The following is a 24,788-nucleotide window of genomic DNA, read 5'->3' as shown; positions in this document are numbered from 1 at the left end:
CTCACCTGAGCGGAGCGCCGCGAGTGCGCGGAGGCGCGACGAGCGCGCGCCCCAACGGCCGCGCACTGGTCGCGCGAACGCGCGCTCGCGTCCGCGGTCAGAGCGAGACGGATGCCTCGGCGTCGGCGCCGCGCGCGACCGTGAACGTCGCGGCCGCGGCATCCGTCGCCCGGGCCGGGCGCACCGCGTAGTCGCCGGCGAAGCCGCGGACGGCGACCCGCCCCGCGGCATCCGTTCGCGTCGTCGTCGGCGGCATCCACCACTCGCCCTTCACGAGGTCGCGGAGCGCGTCGAACGAGGGCTTGGGCGTGCCGTCGGCCCGCAGCAGCCCGATGGGGGCGTTGAGCCACGCACCCCGGTCGGTGATGCCCCAGTAGGTGATCGACTCGACGGCCGGGTGGCCGACGAGGGCACGGTAGTGGCGTTCGAGCTCGTCGGCCTGGCGGGCCTCGCCCTCGGGCGTCGACGGCCACTCGTCGACCTGCCAGTCGTTGAGGTCGACGATGTGCCGGGGCATGAGGTCGCCCGAGACGAGCGAGGTCTCGGTGAAGTGCAGCGGCAGGCCGTACCGGGCGAAGCGGTCGGCGATCTTCACGAGCGCCTCCTCGCCGCGGAAGCCCTGGTGCATGTGCGTCTGCAGGCCGATCGCGTCGAGGCGGATGCCGGCCTCGAGCACGCCCTCGATGAGGCACTCGTACGCGCTCGACAGGTCGAAGTCGTTGAGCAGCAGGGTCGCCTTCGGGTTCGCGGCGCGGGCCTCCTCGAACGCGAGGCGGATCATGTGGATGCGTCCGCGCTCGCGCGCGAGGGGCGTGATCGCGTTCTCCTCGGCCTCGAACACGGGCATGATCACGACCTCGTTGATCGCGTCCCACGTGTCGATGAGGTCTGCGAACCCGCCGGCGTCGCGGCGGATGCGTTCGCGGAGCGTGTCCTCGACCTCGTCGAGCGGTCGGTCGAGGAGCCACTGCGGCGCGAGCGTGTGCCAGGCGAGCGGATGCCCCTTCACCGCGACGCCGCGGTCGCGAAACCACTCGGCGGCTCGACGCAGTTCGTCGGTGCGCGGCCGGCCGGGCTCGGGCTCGAAGTCGCGCCAGTAGAAGGGCAGCGTCGCCGCGTTGAACACCTCGACGTAGCGCTCGCCGAGCTCCTCGTCGCCGGCCTCGCCGCGGCCGTTCGCGAGGCCGACCAGGTCGAAGCCGATGTTGCCGAACGTGAACGCGTGGCGGGTCTGCTCGACGACGACCTCGGTGTCGGCGAGCGGGGCGCCCCCGGCATCCGTCACCTGGAGCGTCGTCGTGCCGAGGCGATGCTCGGAGCCGGCGCCGGCAGCGGCGACTCGGGCGGTGGTGGTCATGCGGCGGCCTCCTCGGCGGCGCGCGCGGCGGCGACCGCGTACTGCGATCGGATCGTCGGCCGGGTGTCGGGTGCGAGTTCGTCCGCGATCTCGACGGGCCACGCGGGCCGCTCGCCGCGGAGCACCCACGCGGCCTGTCGGGCGGCGCCGTCGGCGACGTACTCGCCCGGCGCGGGGACGACGACGGGCGCGTCGAACACCTGCGCGGCGATGCGCCGCACCGCCGGGTTCTGCGCGGCGCCGCCGATGAGCAGCACCCGTCGCGCCTCGACGCCCTGCGAGCGCACGGCGTCGAGCCCGTCGGCGAGCCCGCAGAGGAGCCCCTCGACGGCGGCGCGCGCGATCGACGGGCGCGTCGTGTTCGCGAGCGTGAGTCCGGTGAACGATGCGGTGGCGTGGGGCAGGTTCGGCGTGCGCTCGCCCTCGAAGTACGGCACGAGCACGGCACCGGATGCCCCGGGCTCGGCCTCGAGCGCGAGGCGACCGAGTTCCGCGTGGTCGACGCCGAGCAGCGTCGCGGTGGCGTCGAGCACGCGGGCGGCGTTGAGCGTGGCGATGAGCGGCAGGAACCGCCCAGTGGCATCCGCGAACCCGGCGACCGTTCCCGAGACGTCGGCGACGGCGGCATCCGTCACGGCGAAGACCGTGCCGCTCGTGCCGATCGAGACGACCACGTCGCCGGATGCCGCGTCGAGCCCGAGTGCGGCCGCCGCGTTGTCGCCCGCGCCGGGCCCGACGAGGATGCCGTCGGGCGACCGACCGGCGGCCTCGCCGGGGCCGAGCACGCGCGGGAGGACCGCGTCGTGGCCGAGCGCCCGGACGAACAGCTCGCGGTCGTATCCGTCGGCGCCCCAGTAGGCGGTGCCGCTCGCGTCGGACCGGTCGGTCGTGAGCTCCTCGAGCACGGGACCGAGCGGCGACTCGCCCTCCGGACCGTAGCCGCGTAGGCGCCAGGTCAGCCAGTCGTGGGGGAGTGCGACCGCGGCGACGCGGGCCGCGTTCTCGGGTTCGGCGTCGCGGAGCCACCGCAGCTTCGTCGCGGTGAACGACGCGACCGGCACGACGCCGGTGCGGCGCGCGTACTCGTCGGCGCCGACCTCGTCGATCAGGTCGCGCGCGGCCTGCGCCGAGCGGGTGTCGTTCCAGAGCAGGGCGTCGCGGATGACGCGTCCCTCGGCGTCGAGCGCGACCATGCCGTGCTGCTGTCCGCCGATCGAGACGGCCTCGACGCCGTCGAACCCGCCGGCGTCGGCGAACGCGCTGAGCAGCGCGCCCCACCACGCGGCGGGGTCGACCTCGGTGCCGTCCGGATGCGGTGCCCGGCCGGAGCGCACGAGCGCCCCGGTCGCGGCATCACGGATCACGACCTTGCACGACTGCGTCGACGAGTCGACGCCGGCGACGAGGGCCACGGTGTCCTCCTTCGGACGTTTCCGCGGTCGAGTAGCGCGAAGCGCGTATCGAGACCGGGTGAGAGGTCTCGGTACGCTCCGTCGTCGCTACTCGACCACCGGATGGGTGGGGTGAGCGATCGAGCGGCGAGCGCGACGCGTCAGCCGCGCGCGCCGAGCAGGTGCTCGGTCGCGAGCTGCTGCAGGCGCACGAAGTTGAAGCCCTTGCCGCCGAGGTACGCCGACGCGTCGAAGTCCTCGAACGCCGAGCGGTCGGCGAGCAGGTCGTCGTACGACTCGCCGTCGCCGAGGGTGGGCTGCGCGAGCTCGAGCACCTTCGCGGCCTCGAGCGCCTCCTGGACCTCGGGGTCGGCGCGGAACGCCGCGGCCCGCTCCTTGAGCAGCAGATAGGTGCGCATGTTCGCGGCGGCCGACTCCCAGACGCCGTTCTCGTCCTCGGTGCGGCTCGGCTTGTAGTCGAAGTGGCGCGGGCCCTCGTAGGCCGGGCCGCCGTTGGGCCCGCCGAACTCGAGCAGGTCGACGAGCGCGAACGCGTTGTGCAGGTCGCCGTGGCCGAACACGAGGTCCTGGTCGTACTTGATGCCGCGCTGGCCGTTGAGGTCGATGTGGAAGAGCTTGCCGTGGTACAGCGCCTGGGCGATGCCGGCGGCGAAGTTGAGGCCCGCCATCTGCTCGTGGCCGACCTCGGGGTTGAGGCCGACGAGCTCGGGGCGCTCGAGCGAGTCGATGAACGCGAGCGCGTGCCCGACGGTCGGCAGCAGGATGTCGCCGCGGGGCTCGTTCGGCTTCGGCTCGATCGCGAAGCGCAGGTCGTAGCCCTTGTCGGTGACGTAGTCGCCGAGCAGGTTGACGGCCTCGCGGTAGCGCTCGAGCGCCGAGCGGATGTCCTTGGCGGCGTCGTACTCGGCGCCCTCGCGGCCGCCCCACATGACGAAGGTCTTCGCGCCGAGCTCGGCGGCGAGGTCGATGTTGCGCAGCACCTTGCGGAGCGCGAAGCGGCGGACCTGGCGGTCGTTGGAGGTGAAGCCGCCGTCCTTGAAGACGGGCGCCGAGAAGAGGTTCGTGGTCACCATGGGGACGATGACGCCCGTGTCGGCGAGCACCTGCTTGAGACGGTCGATCTGCGTCTGGCGCTCGGCGTCCGAGGAGCCGAAGGCGAACAGGTCGTCGTCGTGGAACGTCAGTCCGTAGGCGCCGAGCTCGGAGAGCTTCTCGACCACGTGCACCACGTCGAGCGCGTTGCGGGTCGGACCGCCGAAGGGGTCGGTGCCGTTGTAGCCCACGGTCCACAGGCCGAAGGAGAACTGGTCGTCGCGGGTGGGCGTCACTGCCATGTGCGGGCCTTTCGGGCATCGTCGTCGATTTGTTGGCACGCCCAACATAACTGATGCTCCGGTCGCGGTGCAAGGCGCGGCGGGACATCCGTTCGCAATTTTCGTGGCTAGACTTCGAAACATGTCAACGGATGCCGCGACGGAGCGCGTCACGCTCGCCGAGATCGCCGACGAGGCCGGAGTCTCCCTCTCCACGATCTCGAAGGTCCTGAACGGGCGAGCGGATGTCGCCGCCGCCACCCGCGCCCGCGTCGAGCAGGTCATGGCCGAGCGGGGGTACCGCCGTCGCGGGGCCGCGCGGTCCGAGGCGCGCGCGGAGCTCATCGAGCTGGTCTTCCACGAGCTCGACCGCATCTGGTCGATGGAGCTCATCGACGGCGTCGAGTCGGTCGCCAAGGAGCACGGACTGTCGGTCGTGCTCACCGTGAGCGGCAGCCGCCACTCGCCCGACCCCGACTGGGTCGAGGGCGTCATGCGCCGCCGGCCCGTCGGCGTGGTGCTCGTGTTCAGCGACCTCGCGCCGGAGCACCGCGAGCAGCTCCACGCGCGGGCCATCCCGTTCGTGATCGTCGACCCGGCGGGCGACCCGTCCGCCGACGCCCCGTCGGTGGGCTCGGCGAACTGGTCGGGCGGCCTCGCCGCGACCCGGCACCTCATCGAGCTCGGCCACCGCCGCATCGCCGCGATCACCGGCCCCGAGGACATGATGTGCTCGCTCGCGCGCATCGACGGATACCGTTCCGCGATGAACTCGGCCGGCCTGCCGATCGACGAGTCGTGGATCCGGTTCGGCGACTTCCACGTCTCCGGCGGACGCGACCGCGCTCGCGCCCTGCTCGACGCGCCCGAGCGGCCCACGGCGATCTTCGCCGGCAGCGACATGCAGGCGCTCGGCGTGCTCGAGGCGGCGCGTGAGCGCGGCATCCGCGTGCCCGAGGACCTGTCCGTGGTCGGCTACGACGACATCCCGATCGCGGCGTGGCTCACGCCCAAGCTCACGACCGTGCACCAGCCCCTGCGCCGCATGGGGGAGGAGGCGGCACGCCTCGCCATCCGCCTGGCGGAGTCGCCGCTCGACGCCGGTGCGCCGACCCCGCGCATGGACCTCGCCACGAGCCTCGTGGTGCGCGAGAGCACGGCCCCACCGGCCGGCTGAGCGCTGCGCCGCGCGGCGGACACGGGATAATGAGGCATGACCTCCTCCGTCGAACGCCGCTCCAATCCGACTGCCTGGGCCGCGTTCTGGGTCGCGCTCGCCGGCCTCGTGCTCATGCCCATCCCGCTGTTCATCGGGCTGATCCTCGGCGGCGGCCTCTCGATCGTCGCCGCGATCCTCGCCGTGATCGCCCTGCTCAAGGGGCTCGCGCGCGACGGCAAGGGCATCGCCCCCGTCGTCTTCGCCGCGATCTTCATCGCGTTGACCTGGGGCGGCATCTCGGTCGGCGGCGGCACCATCTGGTAGGTCGCCCCGGAGGTCAGCTGTCGGGGTCGTACCCGAACGCGCGGACCTCCTGCGCGCATCGGCACGCGGCGGCGAGCTTCGCCGCCCACGCGTGAGCGGCTTCCGCCGAGGGCAGGTCGAGCACGGCGTAGCCGCCGTCGAGGCGCGACGTCTGCGGGTACGTGCCCGGGGTGACGGTGCCGTCGGCGGCGACCATGACCGGCGGCACGCGCTCGTCGATGCCGCCCCCGAACACCCACACGCCGGCGTCCTTGGCCTCCTGCACGACGGCGTGCGAGGCGTCGGAGACGGCGGGCAGCTCGTCCGGCGAGACCTCCATGGCCGAACTCGGGAACGAGATCAGGTACTTCGTCATCGTGACTGCTCCTCTCCCTCGGGTCGGTCGGGCGCGCCCCCTGTTCCCGGGACCGCCGCGACCGCATCGATCTCGACGAGGGCGCCGGACTTCGCGGGGGCGACGACGAGCACCGTCACGGCCGTGCGGTGGGATCCCCACACGGCGGCGCTCGCCGCGAACGCGTCGGACGGGTCGATGCCGGGCGCGAGGTGGATGTTCAGCTTCACCACGTGCTCGGGGCCGCTGCCGGCCTCGGCCAGGACCGCGAGCACGTTGCGGAGCGCCTGCTCCGTCTGCGCGCGGAGCCCGCGGAGCAGCGCGCCCGTGGCATCCGTGCCGTTCTGGCCGCCGACGAAGAGCAGCGGGCCCGCCGGCGCGATCATGCCCTGCGCGAAGGCGGGACTGCGGGGCAGCGGACTCGGGTCGACCGGGATCACGTCGGGCATGAGGCATCCTCTCGGCTCACCCGCGAGTCTGCACTCCCGCACCGACATCCGCCACCGGTCCGCCACCCGTTCCGTCGCCGGCGCACCGCTCGGTGGCGGTCGCGCCCGACGAGGCGGTCGACCGCTCCACCCGGTCGACCGCCTCGCGGTTCGTGTGCTCGGCGTCAGGGCGTGGGACGCCCCGCGGCCGCCGGGACGGCGACCGTCGCCGAGGCGACGCCGGGCTCGAGCCCACCGGACGTCGCCGTGACGACCACCGTCAGCTCGGAACCCCGGTCGCGTCCGGTCACCCGGTACGACGCGCTCGTCGCGCCCGGGATGTCGACGCCGTCGCGCTGCCAGCGGTAGGCGAGCGCGACGTCCCCGGGGCTCCACTCCCCGGGGTTCGCGACGACGACCCGACCGGCGAGGGCGGGACCCTCGACCGACGGCGCCACCACGTTCTCCACGGTCGTCGGCGCAGCCGGTCCCGTGAAGCCTCCGACGCCCCAGCGGGCGGTGGACTGGTAGCCGGCGCCCGTCGGGTCCGCCCAGTTGCGGATCGACGTGCGCTGGCCGGCGGCCGCGTCGTTGACCTGGAAGTCCAGGCCGTGGAACGTGCCCTCGCCCGCGGCGTCGCCGAGGTCGACGGACAGCTCGACGACGTAGCCGCCGTCGACGAGCGCCGTCGCGCTCTCCACGCGCGCCCGCTGGAAGGCCTCGTCGCCCGTGCCGAACGACACCGCGTTCGCCGCGCTCACGCGGATCTGCGTGTCGTCGTAGCGGTACGAGCCGTTCTTCGCGTTGCCCGGGTCGACGTAGACCTCGACCGAGTCCTGGATCCAGGGGTCGGAGCCGCTCACGTCGACGACCGGGTCGGCGACCTCGGCGAGCACGTAGAGCGTGTCGCCCGACCACAGGGTGCGCACGTCGGCCGTGGCACCCGTCTCGCCGACGACCGCCTTCTCGGTGCGGACGGTGGTCGCGTCGGCCCATGCCGCGTCGACCACGCCGTCCACCGCGGGCGCCTCGCCGGCCTCGCCGACCTCGACGTACGAGAGCGGCTCGACGAGGGTCAGCGTGCCGAGCACGCCCGGCGTGTTCCATCCGGTCGTCTCGCCCGAGGCGCCCGCGACCCTGAGGTCGAAGGCGATCGAGTCGCCCTCGCCGGCGCCCGACAGGGGCAGGTGCGCGACGAGGTCGTACCCGCCGTCGCGCTCCTCGACGACCGCCTCGACGTCGCCCGACCCGTCGCGGCCCACGGTCGACACGGTGTCGCCCACCTGGAGCTCGACGCCGTCGCCGGCGTCCGCCGTGGCGTCGTCGACGCTCGCGAAGACGGTCAGGTGGTCGGCTGCCCAGCGGAGCTGGAACGACGCGACGTCCTCCACGGCGTGCAGCGGCAGGCGCTCCCACTCGGGGGAGGCGGTGGCCGCGTCGTCGAGCGCGACGTCGCCGGCGAACACGTTCGCCGTGCGCTGGCGTGCCGGCAGTTCGCCGTCGACCGCGCCGAAGTACGCCGGCTTCGCCCGGTACTGGTCGTCGAACAGCAGCGGAGCCCCGGAGCCGGCGCGCCAACTGCGTCCGTCGGTGAGGCCCCACACCGTGACCGAGTACAGCGAGTCGGCGTGCTCCCGGAACACCCGGAACGCGTCGCGGTAGTAGTAGCCCTGGTCGACGAGCTTCGCCTGCGTGACCGGCGTGCCGGTGGTGACGTCGAGCTCGGTGACCGCCTGCGTGACGGGCAGGTCCTCGAAGGCGACGATGGCCTGCTCGAGTGCCGAGACCGGCATCGCGAGGCTCACGTGGAACTGGTGCCCGACGCCGTCGACCGGCGCACCGCGCTCGAGCAGCCGCTCGACGAGTGCGCGGTAGCGCTCCTGCTTGCCGCCCTGCTCGGTGTTGTAGTCGTTGATGAACAGGGCGATCGGCCGGTCGGCGCCGTCCGCCGCGTGCACCTCGTTGAAGGCCTCGTCGGCGTAGGCGAACGAGAGGTCGATGAACTCCTCGCCGAGGATGCGGTACCACTCGCTGCGGCGCAGGCCGTCGGCGAACTCGCTGCCGTCGGAGACGACCTCGTTCACGACGTCGAACGCCCGCAGCGGATTGGTCTCCGAACCGAACGGCCCGTACTTCCCGGCGAGATACTCGGCGACATCGAAGATGTGCGTCCGAAGCCGGTCGCGCAGCACCGCCCTGCCGGCCTCGTCGGCCGCGAGCGGTGCGCCCGCGTCATCCTGGAAGAACCGCGCCGGCGTCTGGCCGTGCCACACGAGCACGTGGCCGTACACGCCGAGGTCGTGCTCCTGCGCGAAGTCCATGAGCGCGTCGGCCTCGGCGTTCGCGGTGACGAAGTCGCCGTTCGCGTCGTACCAGGCCTCGGGCTTCATGAAGTTCTCGGCCGTGACCTGGTCGAAGTGCCGCAGCAGCAGCTCGGATGCCGCCCCCGACGTCTCCCGGCTGTCGATCGCGACGCCCACCGGGAAGTCGACGGTCTCGCCGATGCCCGTGAGGTCCTCGATGACGGGCGGCTCGGGCACGCGGAGCACGACGTCGTCGACGTGGAGGTCGCTGACGTTGCCCGTCGCGCCGTTGTCCCAGCGCGTCTCGAAGTAGAGCAGCGACGCGTCGGCCGCCGACCCCTGGAAGGTCGCGGTCACCTCGGTCCAGCCGCTGTTCGTGACGCCGTCGAACTGCGCGAGCGTCGCGAAGGCCGTCGTGCCGCCGGTCGTGTTCGCGCGGCTCAGCCACACGTCGTCGACGGGCTGACCCTCGCCGAACCGCACCCACGCGGTCAGCTCGTAGGTCACCGCGGGGTCGAGCAGCCCGGTCACGTCGTGGCCGATGCCGTCGCCCTGCGTCTGCCGCCCGGTCACGACCGCGGACTGCGCGCCGCCGTGCGCGTGCGCGGTCGACAGCTCGACCGTCGCCGTGGTCGTCCCGCTGCCGCCGCGCAGCGTCCACCCGTCCAGGCCGTCCTCGAAGTCGCTGTCGATCACCATCTCGCCGACCGACGGCGGCACCGTGCCGCCGTCCTCGGTGGTGATCCGGAGGTCGTCGACGAGGAACGACGGATGCCGGTCGCCGATCGGCGCCGCCTCGATGTAGAGGTTCGCGCTCGCGAGCCCGGCGGGGAAGGCGTAGCTGCCGCCGATCTCGACCCAGCCGTCGGCGGTCGCCTCGACGGCCCCGCCGATCCAGGTGTACGTGTTCGAGCCGCCGCCCGCGGGTGTCTGCTCGGCGGTGAAGTGGATGCCGCTCGCGCCGGTCCCGCCCGCGGGCAGCTTGACCCACGCCGAGAACTCGTACGTCGCGCCGGCCTGCAGGCCCACGGCGGCGGCGGTCGCCGACACGCCCTGCCAGTCGGCCGTGCGCCCGGTGACGGCGAGGCTCTTCGTGCCGCCGTGCGCCTCTGCGTCGGTGACGGCGAGCGTCACGCCGCCGCGCGGACCCCACGGGCCGGCGGTGCCGTCCTCGAAGTCGGCGGCGCTCACGGTGACGGGTTCGGCGCTCGCCGAGGTGGCGAGGCCGAGCGTCGCCAGCACGGCGGTGGCCGTGGCGAGTGCGAGGGTTCCCAGTGTCCTTCGTCGGTGCATGTGCTGCGCTCCTTTGCGCGGTCGGTGGTGCGGTGACGTGGTGCGGGGGGTGCGGGGTTCGGGGGCGCGCGGGCACGGCCGGCCGACGGATGACGCGGGCGGCGCCATCCGTCGGCCGTCGGGGCCGCTCAGCCGGACGCGGCGGTCACGCGGTGGTGGCCTCCTCGGCGGGCGAGAGGTCGACGTCGACGAGCGGGTGCAGGTGCCGGGTGTGGTCGACGACGCGGACCGGACCCTCGAGCCGCACGGTGTGCGCGTGCACGAGGTCGCCGCTCGAGCGTCCCACGCCCAGGACGAGCTCGCCGGGCTCGACGATGCGCTCGCCTGTGCGCGACGTGAACGACGCGAGGTCGGCGGGCACGGTGAACCACACGTCGGCGGCCGCACCGGGGTCGAGGTCGACGCGCGCGAAGCCGATCAGCCGCTGCACGGGCCGCACGACCGAGGCGACCGGGTCGTGCAGGTACAGCTGCACGACCTCCGTCCCGGACCGCGTGCCCGTGTTGCGCACGCGCACGCGCACGCTCGCGGCGCCGTCGGTCGCGATCGCGTCCTCCTCGGCCTCGAACGCCGGCCAGTCGAAGCTCGCGTAGCCGAGCCCGTGACCGAACGGGTACGCCGGAGTCGGGTCGAGGTTCGACACGTCGCTCGCGCGTGCGAGCGGCGGCGCCAGGTAGGTCGTGGGCTGGGAGCCCGGCGACGAGGGGATCGACACCGGCAGCCGGCCCGACGGGTTGACCCGGCCGCTCAGCACGCCCGCGATCGCGCCCGCGCCCTCCTCGCCGGTGAAGAACGCCTGGACGATCCCGGCCGACTCCGCGACCGCGCGCCCGAGGGCGTAGGGCCGTCCGGCGAGCAGCGCGAGCACCGTGGGCGTGCCCGTGTCGAGCACGGCGTCGACGAGCTGTTGCTGCGCACCCGGCAGGGCGAGCGACTCGGCGTCGCAGCCCTCGCCGCTCGTGCCGCGGCCGAAGAGGCCGGCCCGGTCGCCGAGCGCGAGCACGACGACGTCGGCCGAGGCGGCCAGCGCCGCGGCATCCGCGAGGCCGTCGGTCTCGCCACCGTCGACGGTCGTGCCGAGGGCGTGACGGATGTCGCTGCCCGGGAACTCGGCGCGGATCGCGTCGAGCAGCGTCGGGATGCGGATGCCCATCTCCACGCCCGGGTGCTGCGTGACCACGTGGGTGGGGAACGAGTAGCAGCCGAGCATGGCGTACGGGTCGTCGGCGTTGGGGCCGATCACGGCGATGACGGATGGCGCGGCCGGACCGCCCGCGTCGTCGCCGCCGCCGCCGAGCGGCAGCGTGCCGTCGTTGCGCACGAGCACCACCGCGCGCTCGGCGAGCTCGCGCGCGACCTCGCGGTTGCCGGGCGGGTCGAGGTCGATCGTGCCGCGGACCGCCGCGGCATCCGTCGCCCCCACGCCCTGGAGCGCGGAGGGGACCGGCGACCAGTCCGCGTCGAGCAGGCCGAGCTCGACCTTCTGCCGCAGCACGCGCTCGAGCGCCGTGTCGACGAGCGACATCGGCACCGCGCCAGCTGAGACCGCGGCCCGCAGCGGTTCGCCGAAGGCCTTGACGGTGGGCAGCTCGACGTCGATGCCGGCCTCGAGCGCGCCGGCCGCGGCATCCGCCCACGTGTCGGCCACGCCGTGCAGGAGCTTCAGGAACGCGACCGCGAAGTAGTCCGCGACGACGGTGCCGTCGAAGCCCCACGTCTCGCGCAGCAACTCGGTGAGCAGCCAGCGGTCGCCGGCGGACGGCACGCCGTCGAGGTCGGAGTACGAGTTCATGACGCTGCGGGCGCCGCCCTCGCGCACGGCCATCTCGAACGGCGGCAGCAGCACGTCGGCGAGCTCGCGCGCGCCGACCGACACGGGTGCGAGGTTGCGTCCGGCCTTCGACGCCGAGTACCCGACGAAGTGCTTGAGGGTCGACACGATGCCGGATGACTCGAGCCCGCGAACGTACGCGGTGCCCACCGTCGCGACGAGGTACGGGTCCTCTCCGATGGTCTCCTCGACACGGCCCCAACGCGCGTCGCGCACGACGTCGAGCACGGGCGCGAGGCCCTGGTGCACGCCCACCGAGCGCATGTCGGCGCCGATGCGCCCCGCCATCCGCTCGACGAGGGCCGGGTCGAACGTCGCACCCCACGACAGCGGCACCGGGTAGGCGGTCGCGCCCCACGCGGCGAACCCGGCGAGGCACTCGTCGTGCGCGATCGCAGGGATGCCGAAGCGGTTGGCCGCCACGATCCGCTCCTGCATGCGCACGAGCGAGAGCGCGCCCACCGCGGCGTCGACCGGGGCCGTGCCGAACGGACGGGTGATCTGGCCGAGCCCCGACGGCAGCAGCGCGTCGAGGTCGACGTCGTCGTTCAGGTCGTGCTGGTGCGGGGCGACGTCGGCGTGGCCGTCGTCGGAGGCGCCCACCCACACGCCGTAGAGCTGGGCGAGCTTCTCGTCGAGGGTCATCTCGGCGATGAGGGCCTGCACCCGCTCGTCGACCGGGCGGGCGGCGTCGCGCCACGCGGCATCCGTCGTCGCGGTCGTCGCGGTCACGTCGTGCTGCGTCATCCCTTCACCGCCCCCTGGAGGCCGCCGACGATGCGTCGCTCGGCGGCGAGGAAGAACACGAGCGCCGGGATCATGGCCAGCGACGTGTAGGCGAGCACGGCGGCCGTGTCCTGCGAGTACTGCGTCGAGAACTGGGTCACCCCGAGCGGCAGCGGCCACAGGTCCTGGGGCAGCGTGCCGGTGCTGATCACGAGCAGCGGGAGAAGGTAGCCGTTCCAGCTGCCCACGAACGCGAGCACGCCCACGGTCACGAGGCCCGGCATCGACAGCGGCAGCAGGATGCGCCAGAAGAAGCCGAGGCGCGACGCGCCGTCGATCTGCGCGGCCTCCTCGAGCTCGTCGGGGATCGCCCGCAGGAACGGCACGAGGATGATGATCGTGGTCGGCAGCGCGAAGGCGATCGACGGGATGATCACGCCCAGGTACGTGCCGTGCAGGCCGAGCGTCCGCAGCAGCAGCGTGAGCGGCAGCGCGGCGACGGTCAGCGGGAACATGAGCCCCGCGGTGAACAGCGTGTAGAGGCCCTGACGGCCGCGGAAATCGTATCGGGCGATCACGAACGCGGCCATGATGCCCGCGATCACGACGCCGAGCGTCGTGCCGCCGGCGAGCACGATGCTCGCGAACACGTTGCCCCAGAAGCGCGGCGCCCCGAGGACGGTCGCCCAGTTCTGCAGGGTCCACGGGTCGGGCAGGCCCGCGGGGTCGGCGTTCAGGTCGGCGGTCGTGCGGAATCCGCCGAGGAAGACGTAGACGACGGGGCCGATCGCGACCGCGGCCACCACGAGGGCGACGAGGTAGACGAAGGGCTGTCCGAGGTCGAACCGTCGCCCGGCGGGGCGGCGCTCGGGCAGGTCGCCGGGCGGCCGGCCCGTGGTGATGGCGGTGGTGGCGGTCATGTCAGCGCACTCCTCGGGTGATGGCGCCGGCGAGGTCGCGGCGGAGGGCGAAGCGCTGGTACACGAGCGCCACGATCAGCGAGATGAAGAAGAGGATGACGGCGATGGCGCTGCCGTAGCCCGGCTGGCCGGCGAACTGACCCTGCTGCACCATGTAGGTCGCCATGGTCTCGGTGGACATGCTGCGCACGGTCGGTGCGACCGTGACCCACACCATGTCGAATAGCTGCAGCGCGCCGATCATCGACAGGAACGCCCAGATGCGGATGGTCGGGCCGAGCAGCGGGATGGTGATGTGCCGCTGGATCTGCCACCAGCTGGCGCCGTCGATCGCGGCGGCCTCGGCGAGTTCCTCGGGCACGCCCTGCAGGCCGGCGAGCATCAGGATGATCGCGAAGCCGAGGTACTTCCAGGTCAGGATGAAGAAGAGCGTCCACAGCGCGATGTCGGGGTCGGCGAGCCAGTTCTGCCGCCACTCGCCGAGGCCGATCGCCTCGAGCGCGGCGTTCACGCCGCCCTGCGGCTGCAGCAGCAGCTTCCACGACAGGCCCGCGATGACCTCGGCGAGCACGTACGGGACGAAGATCAGGAGTCGCAGCACCGACCGGCCCCGCATGGGGCGGTTCAGCAGCAGTGCGATGCCGATCGCGAGCGGGCCCTGCACGAGCAGCGACGCGATCAGGATGAAGAAGTTGTTGCCGATGGCGCGGACGAACTCGGGGGTGCCGAAGGCGCGCTCGTAGTTGGCGAGGCCGACGAAGCGCTCGGGGTCGGCCAGGTGCTCCCAGCGGAACGCCGGAGGCAGGTTGTAGAGGCTGTAGACCGCGGCAAGGACGACCGGCAGGATCACGAAGCCGAGGAAGAGGACGAGTGCCGGGGTCATCAGCACGGCGATCTCGATGCGCTGGCGCACGGATCCGGAGCGCCGGTGCGAACGGCCCGGGGCGGGGGCCGGGCCCGCGGAAGTCGCGGGCCCGGCCGGGTTCAGGACGGTGGTCATGGTGCTACTGCGTCGCCGCGGCGTCCTGCATCTTGGTCACGATGTCCTCGGGCGAGCCGGAGCCGCCGAAGAGGTTCGTGATGCCCTCGTTCATGGCGTTGCCGACGGTCGTGCCGAAGGCGGTGTCGAACCAGAGCTGGACGAAGGAGGCCTCCGCGAGGCCGTCGGCGACGGCCTTGAGGTTCTCGTCCTCGAGCGACTCGGTCGCGGCCGGCACGGTCGGGATGCCGGAGCCGCTCGCGGCGAACTTCGCCTGGACCTCTTCGCTCATGATGTACTCGAGCAGCTCGGCGCACTCCGGCGGGGCCTCCGACGAGCAGCCGTAGCCGTCACCGCCGCCGAGTGCGGCGGTCGGGTCGCCCGCGGCGCCCTCGATGCCCGGGAACGGGAACCAGCCGAGGAACTCGGGCACCTGCTGGTCGGCGGTGAGGCCGCCGATGACGCCGGCGTTCCAGTGGCCCATGAGCTCCATCGCGGCCTGGCCGTTGGCGATGAGGCCCGCGGAGCTGCCCGCGCCCTGCTGGGCGGGGGTGCCGAGGAAGCCCTCCTGGAACGGCTCGATGGCGAGGAACTCCTCGAGCTGCTCACCGGCCTCGACCCAGCAGTCGTCGCTGAAGTCGCTCTCGGCCTCGGCGGCCTCGAGCGCCTCGGGCGAGCAGGACTTGAGCGCGAACTGGTACCACCAGTGCGCGGCCGGCCACTTGTCGCCGGCGCCCACCGCGATGGGGGTGATGCCGGCGTCCTTCAGCTGCTCGACGACGTCGAGGAGCTCGTCGAACGTCTCCGGCGGCGCGTCGATGCCCGCCTGCTCGAACAGGTCGGTGTTGTACCAGAAGCCCTCGATGCCGAAGGTGAACGGGATGGCGTAGGTCTCGCCGTCGACCTGCCAGGGGTTCACGGCGGCGCCGACGCTCTCGATGGTGTCCGGGATCTCGTCGTCGAGCGGCATCAGGTAGCCGTTCTCGACCTGGTCGCGCAGCTCGCCGCCCGGCCAGACCTGGAAGAGGTCCGGCGGGTCGCCGGCGGCCAGCGCGTTCGGGATGAGCGTGCGCTGCAGCTCCTCGTTCTGGTAGCCCGTCTGCTCGACGTTGACGCCCGGGTGGTCGGCCTCGAACTCCTGCGCGACCTCCTCCCACACCTGGGGGAGCGGGCCGGTGGTGCCATTGTGCCACCAGGTGATGGTGACCTCGCCGTCACCGCCGCCCTCGCCGCCGCCGCCGTCACCGCTGCTGCAGGCGGTGAGCGAGGCGAGTGCGAGACCCGTCGCGGCGGTGAGCGTGACGAGCCTCATGGTGCTGCGTCTGTTCATCATTGAACCTCTCGAAAGTTTCGACCACAACGTCGAAAGTGATCTGGACGTCTCGAATATACGCTGGCGACCATTTGGGGTCAAGCGCAACAAATATCGCGCGTCCTCTGCCCCAGCGACGGTCGCGTCCCTAGAGTGGATGCCGTGTCAGACCGGAACGGAAGTTTCGACGGCGTGCATCGCCGCAATCTCGCGCGCGTGCTCGGCCTCGTGCACCTCGAGGGGCCGCTCTCCCGCGCGCGCCTCACCGCGCTGACCGGACTCAACCGGTCGACGATCGCCGCCCTCGCCGGCGAGCTCGTCGACTTCGGCCTCGTCGAGGAGCGCGCACCCGACCCCACGAACCGGGTGGGTCGGCCGTCGCCCGTCGTCGCCCCGCACCCGGCGCTCGTCGCCGTCGCCGTGAATCCCGAGGTCGACGCGGTCACGCTCGCGGCCGTGGGCCTCGGCGGCCGCATCGCCGCCCGCCGCCGCATCGACGTCGACGGGCTCGTCTCGCCCGAGGAGGTGGCGCGCCTCACGGCCGACGCGATCGACGGATGGCGCAGCCGCGAGCTGCCCGACGCGCGGTTCGCCGGCGTGGGCCTCGCCGTGCCCGGTCTCGTGCGCGCCGCCGACGGGCTCGTCCGGTTCGCGCCGCACCTCGAATGGCGGGACGCGCCGGTGCGCGCCTTCGTCGAGGAGGCCACGGGACTGCCGGCCGCGGTCGGCAACGACGCGAGCCTCGGCGCGATCGCCGAGCACCTGTTCGGCGCCGGGCGCGGCGTCGACGACCTCGTGTACCTCAACGGCGGCGCGAGCGGCATCGGCGGCGGGCTCATCGTGCACGGCCGGCCCGTGGGTGGCACGAGCGGGTACGCGGGGGAGTTCGGGCAGAACCGGCCCGGCATCGCGGCATCCGTCGACCGTCGTGCCGAGGGCGGCGTGCTCGAGGACGAGGTGAGCCGGACGCGCCTGCTCGAAGCCGTCGGGCTGCGCAGTGCCGACGAGCCGACGCTCGCCGCGGCGATCCGCGACGCGCTCGCGGCCGACGGCGAGCGCGGGGCGGCCATCACCGACGAGCTCGACCGGCAGCGTCGCATCCTCGCCACGGCGCTCGCGAACGCGGTCAACGTGCTGAACCCGTCGCTGGTCATCCTCGGCGGGTTCCTCGCAACGCTCGCCGACCAGGAACCGGAGGCGCTCCGTGCCGCGGTCGCGGCCCAGGCGATGCCGGCCGCCGCCGAGGACGTCGACCTCGTCGTCGCGGCCCTCGGCGAGGACCGGCTCATGATCGGCGCGGCGGAGGCGGCGTTCGCGTCGCTCCTCGCCGACCCGCTCGCCGCCGCCCACCCGGCGACGGTCGACTAGGACCCGTTACGAGCGGCGGGCGGAAAAGTTCCCGCTTGCGCGAAACCCCGGGGGCGCGGTTAGACTGTTCCGAGTCGAATCGATTCGAGCCGGGCTTCGAGCCGGCCGCGATTCCCGAGAACGGCGCCCGCGGGCGCCGTTTCCGTTCGCTGGCGCCCGACGGCGCGCGCCGCGCAGCCCACCCGACCGCACCGCACGACCGCCATCCAGCACGCACGGGAACCGCCTATGTCCACCGCTTCCATCCCCATCGTCCGCCCCGACGACCATGCCGCGAGCCCCGGCCGCCACCCCGGCGACCTCCTGAGCCGCCGCCAGCGGCTCGTCTACGTGATCGTGCTCGGCGCGCTCACCGCGCTCGGGCCGTTCACCATCGACCTGTACCTGCCCGCGTTCCCCGCGCTCGAGGCCGAGCTCGGCGTCAACGCCGCCGCCATCCAGGTGACCCTCACCGGCACGATGATCGGCTTCGGCCTCGGCCAGCTCGTCGTCGGCCCGTGGAGCGACAAGGTCGGTCGCCGCCTGCCGCTCATCCTCTCGACGATCGTGCACATCGCGGCATCCGTCGCCGCCGCCCTCGCGCCGGACATCGCCTGGCTCACCGCGTTCCGCCTGCTGCAGGGCTTCGGCGCCGCAGCGGGCGGCGTGGTCGCGATGGCCATGGTGCGCGACCTCTTCGGCGGCAAGCCGCTCGTGCGCATGCTGTCGCGGCTCGCGCTCGTGGTCGGCCTCGCGCCCGTCGTCGCACCGGTCGTCGGCTCGCAGCTCATGCAGGTCATGGACTGGCGCGGCCTGTTCTGGGTGCTCGGCGCCTACGGCCTCGTCGTCGTGCTCGCCGTGATGTTCCTCATCGTCGAGACGCTGCCCGAGTCGCGTCGGCACGTCGCCGGGCACTCGTCGATGCGCGAGCGGTACCGCGCGCTGTTCCGCGACCGGGTCTACCTGGGTGCGGCGCTCGTCGGTGGCATGACGTTCACCGGCCTGTTCGCGTACCTCTCGACCTCGTCGTTCCTGTTCCAGCAGGTGTACGACTTCTCACCGCAGGAGTACGGCATCCTCTTCGCCGTGAACTCGATCGGCGTCGTCATCGGCGTGCAGGTGTCGTCGCGGCTCATCCGCGGGCCGATCCCGCCGCAGTACATCATCGCCGGCACGACGGTCATCCACCTGGCGATGGCGGCCGCGATCATCGTGCTCGACAGCTCCGGCGCGGGCTTCTGGGGCACGGCCGTCCCGCTCTGGATCTACATCGCCGCGTGCGGGTTCACCTTCCCCGCCGTGCAGGTGCTCGCCCTCGCCAACCACGGCGCCGAGGCCGGCACGGCCGCGTCGCTGCTGGGTGCGCTGAACTTCGGCCTCGCCGGCGCGCTCTCGCCGCTCGCGGGCCTGATGGGCGTGGGCACCGCCGTGCCGATGGCCGTCGTGATGGCCGGCGCCGCGGTGATCGCGGTCGCGTCGGTGTGGCTGCTCGTGCGGCCGTCGACGGTCCCCGCCCTGTCCGACTGACGCGGGAGCGCGCTACGCTCGCTGCCGAGGGGAGCGGGGCGGCGCAGTGGGTTCATCGGCACGATGCGAGGTCCGGGCGGCGACGGCGGCGGACGCGGCGGTCGTCGGCGGCCTGCTGTTCGACTTCAACACCGAGTTCGAATCGCCGACGCCGTCGGCCGAGGCGTTCGCGGCGCGCTTCGCGACGCTCCTCGAGCGCGACGACGTGATGGTCCTCCTCGCCGAGGACCCGGAGCCGGTCGGGTTCGCGTACCTGACGCTGCGTCCCACGCCGTACGGCGACGGACCGCTCGCCCAGCTCGAGGAGCTCTACGTGCGGCCCCAGCTGCGCGACCGCGGCATCGGCACCCGGCTGCTCACCCGCGCGCTCGCCGACGTGCGCGGCCGCGGCGCGATCGAGATGCACATCAACGTCGACGAGGTCGATGTCGACACCCGCCGGTTCTACGAGCGGCACGGCTTCGCGAACATCGAGCCGGGCACCGACTACCGCATGCTGTTCTACGTGCGCGAGCTCTGACCGACGGCCACGGCGACGGATGCCGCGGGCCCCTCGGCCCGGCGACGTGGCACGCGGCATCCGTTCTCAGGTCGTACCCGGGTCGCCGACTAGCGTTGGAGGATGAGCGCACCGGACCGCACCGCGGAGCACCCGACCGATTCGCCCGACCCGGGTGACGCCCCGAACCCCCACCGGCGGCCCGGCTGGCGCGCCCAGGGCGCGGCGGTCACCGAGGGGCGGGCGGCGGCGCGCGCCGACGAACTGAACCCCCGCGCTCGCGAGGCGCGCACCGAGTACGTGGGCCGCTTCGCCCCGCTCGCGGTCGGCATCGCCTCCGTGGTCATCGCGGCGCTGCTCGGCCTGATCCTCGCGCTCCGCGCCGACTCGCTGTTCGAGATCGACGAGGAGTGGGCGGAGGACATCTTCGCCCTGCGCGGCGGGATCGCGAATATCTTCGCGTTCGGCATGGATGCGCTCGGCGGCGGCATCGTGGGCGTGTTCGTCGTGCCGATCGTCACGGCGGTGATCCTCCTCATCGCCCGGCGGCCGTGGGGTGCGCTGTTCTTCATCGTCGCGTCGGTCGCGAGCGCGGGCGTGGTGCAGCTCCTGAAGAACCTCTTCGGCCGGGCACGTCCGGAGGACATGCTCGTGGCATCCGACTTCGGCTCATTCCCGTCGGGGCATGTGGCGAACGCGGCGACGATCGCCGTCGCGATCGGCATCATCGTGCCGAAGCTCTGGGTGTGGATCGTCGGCGCGCTCTACACGATCCTCATGGCCATCAGCCGCACCTACCTCGGGGTGCACTGGTTCACCGACACGGTCGGCGGTGCGCTCATCGGCGCGGGCGTGGCGCTGCTGGTCTGGACCCTGTTCGCCCGTCGCCTCGAGCGCGAACGGCTCGACCGGGCGGCGAGGATCGCCGAACGCAACCGGCTGCGCGCCGAGGCGCACGTCACTCCGCCCGCGCGCCCTCGCGCGACGGCGTCGACGCCCGCGTCCTGACCGCCGCCCCCTCGACGAGCTGCAGCACCCGTGCGGCGACGCTCACCGCGATCGCCGCGGGTTCCTTCGAGCGGATGCCGTCGATGCCGATGGGCGTCGTGATGCGCTCGAGCGCGGCGTCGTCGTGTCCCGCCTCGCGCAGTCGCGTCCGGAACCGCGCCCACTTCGATCGCGAGCCGATGAGCCCGATCGAGCCGAGCCCGGGCGTGCGCAGCGCCATGTCGCAGATCGCGAGATCCTCCGCGTGGTCGTGCGTCATGACGAGCACGTGCGCGCCGCCGGGCAGGTCGGCGAGCGCCGACTCGGGCACCGGCAGGTGGTGCCGCCGCAGGTCGGCGACGGCGTCGGCGAAGGGTCCGGTCCGACCCGGCACGCCGATCCGGTCGGGCGAGAGCATCTCGGCGCGCGAGTCGACCAGGTCGAGTCGCAGCGGATGCCGCGCGAGCACCCGCGCGAGCTCCAGCCCCACGTGGCCGAGGCCGAAGATCGCGACGACCGGCACCACCGGCACCGGTTCGAGCAGCAGGGTCACCTCGCCCCCGCAGCACTGCACGCCGTAGTCGACGACGGCCCGGTCGCTCAGCGTGAGCGTCAGCAGCTCGGGCTCCACCGCGCCGGCGTCGAGCATCTCGCGGGCGCGCCGGACGGCGGTCTCCTCGAGGTTGCCGCCGCCCACGCTGCCGAACGCGTCGCTGGAGGCGACCACCATCTTCGCGCCGCCGTTGCGGGGCGCGTGTCCGCGCACGGTCGCGAGCGTGATGAGCACCGCGGGCGTGCGGGTCTCCCGCAGCCGCTGCAGTGCGTCGAGCCAGTCCATGGTCGCTCCGGTCAGGTCCCCGCGGTGACGGATGCCGCGGCATCCGTCGTCTCGGACGTCGGTTCGTCGGCCGGGGTGCCCGGGGCGCCCGCCGCGCGCGCCCCCTCGATCGCCCAGAAGGTCGCCTCGGGCGTCGCGGGCGAGGCGAGTTCGACGCTGCGGCCGGTCGGGCCGAACGCGGCCACCGCGTCGCGGATCGCCTCGCGGACGCTGAACGCGAGCATGAACGGCGGTTCGCCGACGGCCTTCGACCCGTACACCGCGCCGTCCTCACGCGCCCGCTCGAGGAAGTGCACGTTGAGCTCGTCCGGCAGTTCCGAGAAGCTCGGCAGCTTGTACGTGCTCGCCGACTGCGTGAGCAGGCGCCCACGGCCGGGGCCGTCGGTCTCGTCCCAGCGGAGCTCCTCGAGCATGAGCCATCCGGCCCCCTGCATGAAGGCGCCCTCGACCTGGCCGAGGTCGACGAGCGGCGAGAGCGAGTCGCCCACGTCGTGCACGATGTCGACGCGGCGCAGGCGCGTGGCGCCCGTGAACCCGTCGACCTCGACCTCGGCCGCGGCGGCGCCGTACGCGAAGTACTTGAACGGCGTGCCCTGCATGGTCGCCGGGTCCCAGCCGAGGCCCTCGGTGCGGTAGAAGCCCGCCGCGAAGAGCTGCACGCGCTCGTGGTACGCCGTCTCGACGAGCTCGGCGAACGCCATCGCCCGCTCGGTGGCGGAGGACACGACGACCCCGTCGGCGAAGCGGATGTCGCCGGCGTCGCCGCCGAGGTGCGCCGCCGCGACCTCCGCGAGGCGGTCGCGGATCTGGTCGCACGCGTGCTTGACCGCACCGCCGTTGAGGTCGGCGCCGGACGAGGCGGCCGTCGCCGAGGTGTTCGGCACCTTGTCGGTCCGCGTCGGCGCGAGCCGGACGGCCGCGAACGGCACCCCGAGCGCGGTCGCGGCCACCTGCAGCATCTTCGTGTGGAGGCCCTGCCCGAGCTCGGTGCCGCCGTGGTTCACGAGCACCGAGCCGTCCTTGTAGACGTGCACGAGCGCGCCGGCCTGGTTGTAGGCGGTGAACGTGAACGAGATGCCGAACTTGACCGGGGTCATCGCGAGGCCGCGCTTCACGTCGGCGCTGCCGGCGTTGAACCGGGCGATCTCGGCGCGGCGCTCGTCGAAGGCGCTCTCGGTGCGGAGCCGCTGCCAGATCTCGTGCAGCCGCTCCGCGTGGCGCACCTCCTGGCCGTACGGCGTCGTCTGGCCGGGCCGGTACAGGTTGCGCTCGCGGATCGTCGCGGCGTCGAGGCCCAGCTGCGGCGCGACCCGGCCGAGGATGTCCTCGATCACGAACATGCCCTGTGGTCCGCCGAACCCGCGGAACGCGGTCTGCGAGGTCTTGTTCGTCTTCGCGATGCGGCCGTGCACCGCGACATCCGGGATCCAGTAGGCGTTGTCGACGTGGCAGAGCGCCCGGCCGAGCACGGGCTCGGAGAGGTCGAGGCACCAGCCGCCGTCGGCCGTGAGGGTCGCCTCGAGCGCGAGGAGGCGACCGTCGTCGTCGAAGCCCGCGCGCCAGGTCGCGTGATACGGGTGGCGCTTCCCGGTCATCGTGAGGTCCTGCGTGCGTGTGAGCCGCAACCGGACGGGTCGGCCGGTGCGCACGGCGCCCAGCGCGGCGACCGCAGCGAGCCCGTGCGGCTGCATCTCCTTGCCGCCGAACCCGCCGCCGAGGCGCAGCACCTGCACGGTGACGCGGTGCGAGGGCACCCCGAGCACGTGCGCGACGATCTCCTGCGTCTCCGACGGGTGCTGCGAGCTCGAGTCGAGGAACACCTGCCCCTCGGAGTCGACGTGCGCGAGCGACGCGTGGGTCTCGAGGTAGAAGTGCTCCTGCCCGCCGACGACGCTCTCGCCCTCGAAGACGTGCGGCGCGGTCGCGAGGGCGGATGCCGCGTCGCCGCGCTGCACGGTCGGCGCGAAGCCCTGGAACGACCCGGCCTCGATCGCCTCGCCGATCGTGACGATCGACGGCAGCGGCTCGTACTCGACGCGGACCGCGGCGGCGCCGCGCCGGGCGGCCTCGGCCGACTCGCCGAGCACCCACGCGAGCGCGTGCCCGTGGTACCGGGCCTCGTCGGGGAAGAGCGGCTCGTCGTGCTTGGTCCCCGCGTCGTTCACGCCCGGTACGTCGTCGGCCGTCAGCACGTGCACGACGCCGGGCACCTCGAGTGCGGGCGCCACGTCGAGCCGGATCCGGGCGTGCGCGTGCTCGGACTGCACAGGCCAGGCGGTGAGCACCCCCGCGCGGCGGGCGGCGAGGTCGTCGGTGTAGGTCGCGACGCCGGTCGCGTGCTGCACGGCGCTCTCGTGCGTCATCCGCTGACCGACGACGGCGCCGGCGGGGCGTGCGGCGAGCTCGCTCATGCCCGCACCTCCTCACGTGCCGTGCTGCGGTACAGCTTGAGCAGCGCCCGGTTCAGCATGAGCGCGCGGTACTCGGCGCTCGCACGGTGGTCGGACATCGGCGTGCCCTCGCCACCCATGACGGATGCCGCGTCGCGGACGGTGTCGAGGTCCCACGGCCGTCCGGTCAGGGCCGCCTCGGTCGCCCGGGCGCGGATGGGCGTCGCCGCGACGCCGCCCAGTCCGATGCGCGCGGCGACCACCGTGCCGTCATCGCCCACGTCGATCGCGAAGCCGACCGCGACGCTCGAGATGTCGTCGTAGCGGCGCTTGGCCACCTTGTGGAACGCGGCGAGGTCCGCGAGCGGCAGCGGGATGCGGACGGAACGGATGAGCTCGTCGGGCCGGCGCACCGTCTGCCGGTAGCCCGTGAAGTACTCGGCGAGGTCGACCTCGCGCTCGCCGTCGGCCGACGCGAGCCGCAGCCGCGCCTCGAGCGCGAGCAGCGCGGGCGCCGCGTCGCCGATGGGGGAGGCGGTGCCGAGGTTGCCGCCGAGCGTCGCCCGATTGCGGATGAGCGGGGACGCGAACTGCGGGAACAGCGCCTCGAGCAGCGGCACCCGTCCGCCCAGCCGGCGCTGGACCTCGGCGAGGCTCAGCGCGGCGCCGATCTCGATCGCGGACTCGTCGACGTGCACCTCGCGCAGCTCCGGCAGGTGCTCGATCGCGACGGTGAGCGGCGTGCGCCGGCCGCGCAGGTTGACCTCGACGCCCCAGTCGGTGGAGCCGGCGACGACGGTCGCATCGGGCTCGTCGCGCAGAAGTCCGAGCGTCTCGGTGAGATCGGCCGGGCGGACGAACCGCTCGCCGTCGTGTTCGACGCGAGTGGGGCGCGGAGCGGGCGGCGGGCTCGCGCGGCGAGCGGCGATCGGATCGTCGGCGTCCGGCTGCCCGAGTGCGAAGGCCGCGTCGCGGATCGGGCGGTATCCGGTGCAGCGGCACAGGTTCCCGGAGAGGGCGTGCAGGTCGAAGCCGTTCGGGGCGTGGTGGGCGTGGTCGGCGCGCCCCGGGCGGTAGAACTGCGCGGCCATGCTGCACGCGAAGCCGGGGGTGCAGTACCCGCACTGGGAGGCGCCGTCGGCCGCGAGCGCCGCCTGGACCGGATGCGGCGCGTCGGGCGTACCGAGGCCCTCGGCCGTCACGACCTCCTGCCCGTCGAGCGCCGCGACGGGAAGCAGGCACGCGTTCACCGCCGTCCACGCGGTGCCGCCGTCGTCGTCGGGGGCGGCGACGAGGACCGAGCAGGCCCCGCACTCGCCCTCGGCGCAGCCCTCCTTGGCGCCGGTGAGTCCCCTCGCGCGGAGCCAGTCGAGCGTCGTCGTGTGGGCGGCCACCTCCCCGTCCGCGAGCTCGACTCCGTTGACGGTCACGACGATGTGCTGCATCCGCACCCCCTTGCCGCGAGTCTACGCCGGGCGGTGGGCCCGCTCGCCGCTCCACGGCCCGTTG

General features: G+C 73.3%; 19 protein-coding genes. 6 read left to right on the top strand and 13 right to left on the bottom strand.

Annotated features, from left to right (window positions below; genetic code table 11):
* Positions 1–97: 97 nt before the first annotated feature.
* The 3 genes from AVP42_RS11040 to xylA all read right to left on the bottom strand — a co-directional run bounded on the left by AVP42_RS11040 (position 98) and on the right by xylA (position 4,103).
* Positions 98–1,357, bottom strand: a complete 1,260-nt coding sequence (locus AVP42_RS11040; RefSeq protein WP_067948964.1) for an endo-1,4-beta-xylanase — start codon at positions 1,355–1,357, stop codon at positions 98–100.
* A complete protein-coding gene (xylB, locus tag AVP42_RS11035; protein WP_067948962.1) occupies positions 1,354–2,769 on the bottom strand; it encodes a xylulokinase in 1,416 nt (471 codons plus the stop codon). Before xylB ends, AVP42_RS11040 begins: the two co-directional genes overlap by 4 nt.
* 140 nt (positions 2,770–2,909) lie before the next feature.
* A complete protein-coding gene (xylA, locus tag AVP42_RS11030; protein ID WP_067948960.1) occupies positions 2,910–4,103 on the bottom strand; it encodes a xylose isomerase in 1,194 nt (397 codons plus the stop codon).
* A gap of 121 nt (positions 4,104–4,224) precedes the next feature.
* Here xylA and AVP42_RS11025 point away from each other — a divergent pair, with 121 nt between their 5' ends.
* Positions 4,225–5,259, top strand: coding sequence for a LacI family DNA-binding transcriptional regulator (locus tag AVP42_RS11025; RefSeq protein ID WP_067948958.1), 1,035 nt, complete (start codon positions 4,225–4,227; stop codon positions 5,257–5,259).
* A 36-nt stretch (positions 5,260–5,295) separates the two neighbouring features.
* Positions 5,296–5,565, top strand: a complete 270-nt coding sequence (locus AVP42_RS11020; RefSeq protein WP_067948956.1) for a hypothetical protein — start codon at positions 5,296–5,298, stop codon at positions 5,563–5,565.
* 13 nt (positions 5,566–5,578) lie between these two features.
* On the opposite strand, the gene AVP42_RS11015 is transcribed toward AVP42_RS11020, so the two are convergent.
* The 7 genes from AVP42_RS11015 to AVP42_RS10985 form a co-directional block, all read right to left on the bottom strand.
* Positions 5,579–5,920 (bottom strand): YciI family protein, encoded by a 342-nt coding sequence (locus tag AVP42_RS11015; RefSeq protein ID WP_067948954.1) that lies wholly within the window; start codon positions 5,918–5,920, stop codon positions 5,579–5,581.
* Positions 5,917–6,348, bottom strand: coding sequence for a RidA family protein (locus tag AVP42_RS11010; protein WP_067948952.1), 432 nt, complete (start codon positions 6,346–6,348; stop codon positions 5,917–5,919). Before AVP42_RS11010 ends, AVP42_RS11015 begins: the two co-directional genes overlap by 4 nt.
* A gap of 164 nt (positions 6,349–6,512) precedes the next feature.
* Positions 6,513–9,923 carry an endo-1,4-beta-xylanase gene (locus AVP42_RS11005; RefSeq protein ID WP_067948950.1) on the bottom strand — a complete coding sequence of 1,137 codons (3,411 nt, stop codon included), beginning with the start codon at positions 9,921–9,923 and terminating at the stop codon, positions 6,513–6,515.
* A 145-nt stretch (positions 9,924–10,068) separates the two neighbouring features.
* On the bottom strand, positions 10,069–12,501 hold the full coding sequence (locus AVP42_RS11000; RefSeq protein ID WP_067948948.1) for a beta-glucosidase: 2,433 nt from the start codon (positions 12,499–12,501) through the stop codon (positions 10,069–10,071).
* Positions 12,498–13,400, bottom strand: coding sequence for a carbohydrate ABC transporter permease (locus tag AVP42_RS10995; protein WP_067948946.1), 903 nt, complete (start codon positions 13,398–13,400; stop codon positions 12,498–12,500). Before AVP42_RS10995 ends, AVP42_RS11000 begins: the two co-directional genes overlap by 4 nt.
* Before the next feature lies 1 nt (position 13,401).
* Positions 13,402–14,400 (bottom strand): carbohydrate ABC transporter permease, encoded by a 999-nt coding sequence (locus AVP42_RS10990; RefSeq protein WP_067948944.1) that lies wholly within the window; start codon positions 14,398–14,400, stop codon positions 13,402–13,404.
* Positions 14,401–14,404: 4 nt separating this feature from the next.
* Positions 14,405–15,709 (bottom strand): ABC transporter substrate-binding protein, encoded by a 1,305-nt coding sequence (locus AVP42_RS10985; RefSeq protein ID WP_067948995.1) that lies wholly within the window; start codon positions 15,707–15,709, stop codon positions 14,405–14,407.
* Between the two features lie 144 nt (positions 15,710–15,853).
* Here AVP42_RS10985 and AVP42_RS10980 point away from each other — a divergent pair, with 144 nt between their 5' ends.
* The 4 genes from AVP42_RS10980 to AVP42_RS10965 all read left to right on the top strand — a co-directional run bounded on the left by AVP42_RS10980 (position 15,854) and on the right by AVP42_RS10965 (position 20,072).
* Positions 15,854–17,059: an ROK family transcriptional regulator gene (locus AVP42_RS10980; protein ID WP_067948993.1), complete on the top strand. Its 1,206-nt coding sequence runs from the start codon at positions 15,854–15,856 to the stop codon at positions 17,057–17,059.
* Positions 17,060–17,287: 228 nt separating this feature from the next.
* Complete coding sequence (locus tag AVP42_RS10975) at positions 17,288–18,565, top strand: multidrug effflux MFS transporter (protein WP_067948942.1); 1,278 nt, start codon at positions 17,288–17,290, stop codon at positions 18,563–18,565.
* Positions 18,566–18,611: 46 nt separating this feature from the next.
* Positions 18,612–19,085: a GNAT family N-acetyltransferase gene (locus AVP42_RS10970; protein ID WP_067948939.1), complete on the top strand. Its 474-nt coding sequence runs from the start codon at positions 18,612–18,614 to the stop codon at positions 19,083–19,085.
* 102 nt (positions 19,086–19,187) lie between these two features.
* Positions 19,188–20,072: a phosphatase PAP2 family protein gene (locus tag AVP42_RS10965; protein WP_082847178.1), complete on the top strand. Its 885-nt coding sequence runs from the start codon at positions 19,188–19,190 to the stop codon at positions 20,070–20,072.
* Here the strand turns inward: AVP42_RS10965 and xdhC are convergent.
* Genes xdhC through AVP42_RS10950 form a run of 3 tightly spaced genes read right to left on the bottom strand, consistent with a single transcriptional unit; the run spans position 20,023 to position 24,724 of the window.
* Positions 20,023–20,889, bottom strand: a complete 867-nt coding sequence (xdhC, locus tag AVP42_RS10960; RefSeq protein WP_067948937.1) for a xanthine dehydrogenase accessory protein XdhC — start codon at positions 20,887–20,889, stop codon at positions 20,023–20,025. The two genes, AVP42_RS10965 and xdhC, sit on opposite strands and share 50 nt — an antisense overlap.
* Positions 20,890–20,900: 11 nt before the next feature.
* Positions 20,901–23,300: a xanthine dehydrogenase molybdopterin binding subunit gene (xdhB, locus tag AVP42_RS10955; RefSeq protein ID WP_067948935.1), complete on the bottom strand. Its 2,400-nt coding sequence runs from the start codon at positions 23,298–23,300 to the stop codon at positions 20,901–20,903.
* On the bottom strand, positions 23,297–24,724 hold the full coding sequence (locus AVP42_RS10950; protein ID WP_067948933.1) for a xanthine dehydrogenase small subunit: 1,428 nt from the start codon (positions 24,722–24,724) through the stop codon (positions 23,297–23,299). The genes xdhB and AVP42_RS10950 overlap by 4 nt, the downstream gene beginning before the upstream one ends.
* Positions 24,725–24,788: the final 64 nt, after the last annotated feature.

It is taken from the genome of Agromyces sp. NDB4Y10 (genome assembly GCF_001620055.1).
Classification (GTDB): domain Bacteria; phylum Actinomycetota; class Actinomycetes; order Actinomycetales; family Microbacteriaceae; genus Agromyces; species Agromyces indicus.
This window is presented reverse-complemented; position numbering and strand designations above follow the sequence as displayed.

What these genes read in the sequence shown, in the direction of transcription:
- AVP42_RS11040 (WP_067948964.1), bottom strand. Translation starts at nt 1,357, where the DNA reads ATGACCACCACCGCCCGAGTCGCCGCTGCCGGCGCCGGCTCCGAGCAT.
- xylA (WP_067948960.1), bottom strand. Translation starts at nt 4,103, where the DNA reads ATGGCAGTGACGCCCACCCGCGACGACCAGTTCTCCTTCGGCCTGTGG.
- AVP42_RS11025 (WP_067948958.1), top strand. Translation starts at nt 4,225, where the DNA reads ATGTCAACGGATGCCGCGACGGAGCGCGTCACGCTCGCCGAGATCGCC.
- AVP42_RS11020 (WP_067948956.1), top strand. Translation starts at nt 5,296, where the DNA reads ATGACCTCCTCCGTCGAACGCCGCTCCAATCCGACTGCCTGGGCCGCG.
- AVP42_RS11015 (WP_067948954.1), bottom strand. Translation starts at nt 5,920, where the DNA reads ATGACGAAGTACCTGATCTCGTTCCCGAGTTCGGCCATGGAGGTCTCG.
- AVP42_RS11010 (WP_067948952.1), bottom strand. Translation starts at nt 6,348, where the DNA reads ATGCCCGACGTGATCCCGGTCGACCCGAGTCCGCTGCCCCGCAGTCCC.
- AVP42_RS11005 (WP_067948950.1), bottom strand. Translation starts at nt 9,923, where the DNA reads ATGCACCGACGAAGGACACTGGGAACCCTCGCACTCGCCACGGCCACC.
- AVP42_RS11000 (WP_067948948.1), bottom strand. Translation starts at nt 12,501, where the DNA reads ATGACGCAGCACGACGTGACCGCGACGACCGCGACGACGGATGCCGCG.
- AVP42_RS10995 (WP_067948946.1), bottom strand. Translation starts at nt 13,400, where the DNA reads ATGACCGCCACCACCGCCATCACCACGGGCCGGCCGCCCGGCGACCTG.
- AVP42_RS10990 (WP_067948944.1), bottom strand. Translation starts at nt 14,400, where the DNA reads ATGACCACCGTCCTGAACCCGGCCGGGCCCGCGACTTCCGCGGGCCCG.
- AVP42_RS10985 (WP_067948995.1), bottom strand. Translation starts at nt 15,709, where the DNA reads ATGAACAGACGCAGCACCATGAGGCTCGTCACGCTCACCGCCGCGACG.
- AVP42_RS10975 (WP_067948942.1), top strand. Translation starts at nt 17,288, where the DNA reads ATGTCCACCGCTTCCATCCCCATCGTCCGCCCCGACGACCATGCCGCG.
- AVP42_RS10965 (WP_082847178.1), top strand. Translation starts at nt 19,188, where the DNA reads ATGAGCGCACCGGACCGCACCGCGGAGCACCCGACCGATTCGCCCGAC.
- xdhC (WP_067948937.1), bottom strand. Translation starts at nt 20,889, where the DNA reads ATGGACTGGCTCGACGCACTGCAGCGGCTGCGGGAGACCCGCACGCCC.
- xdhB (WP_067948935.1), bottom strand. Translation starts at nt 23,300, where the DNA reads ATGAGCGAGCTCGCCGCACGCCCCGCCGGCGCCGTCGTCGGTCAGCGG.
- AVP42_RS10950 (WP_067948933.1), bottom strand. Translation starts at nt 24,724, where the DNA reads ATGCAGCACATCGTCGTGACCGTCAACGGAGTCGAGCTCGCGGACGGG.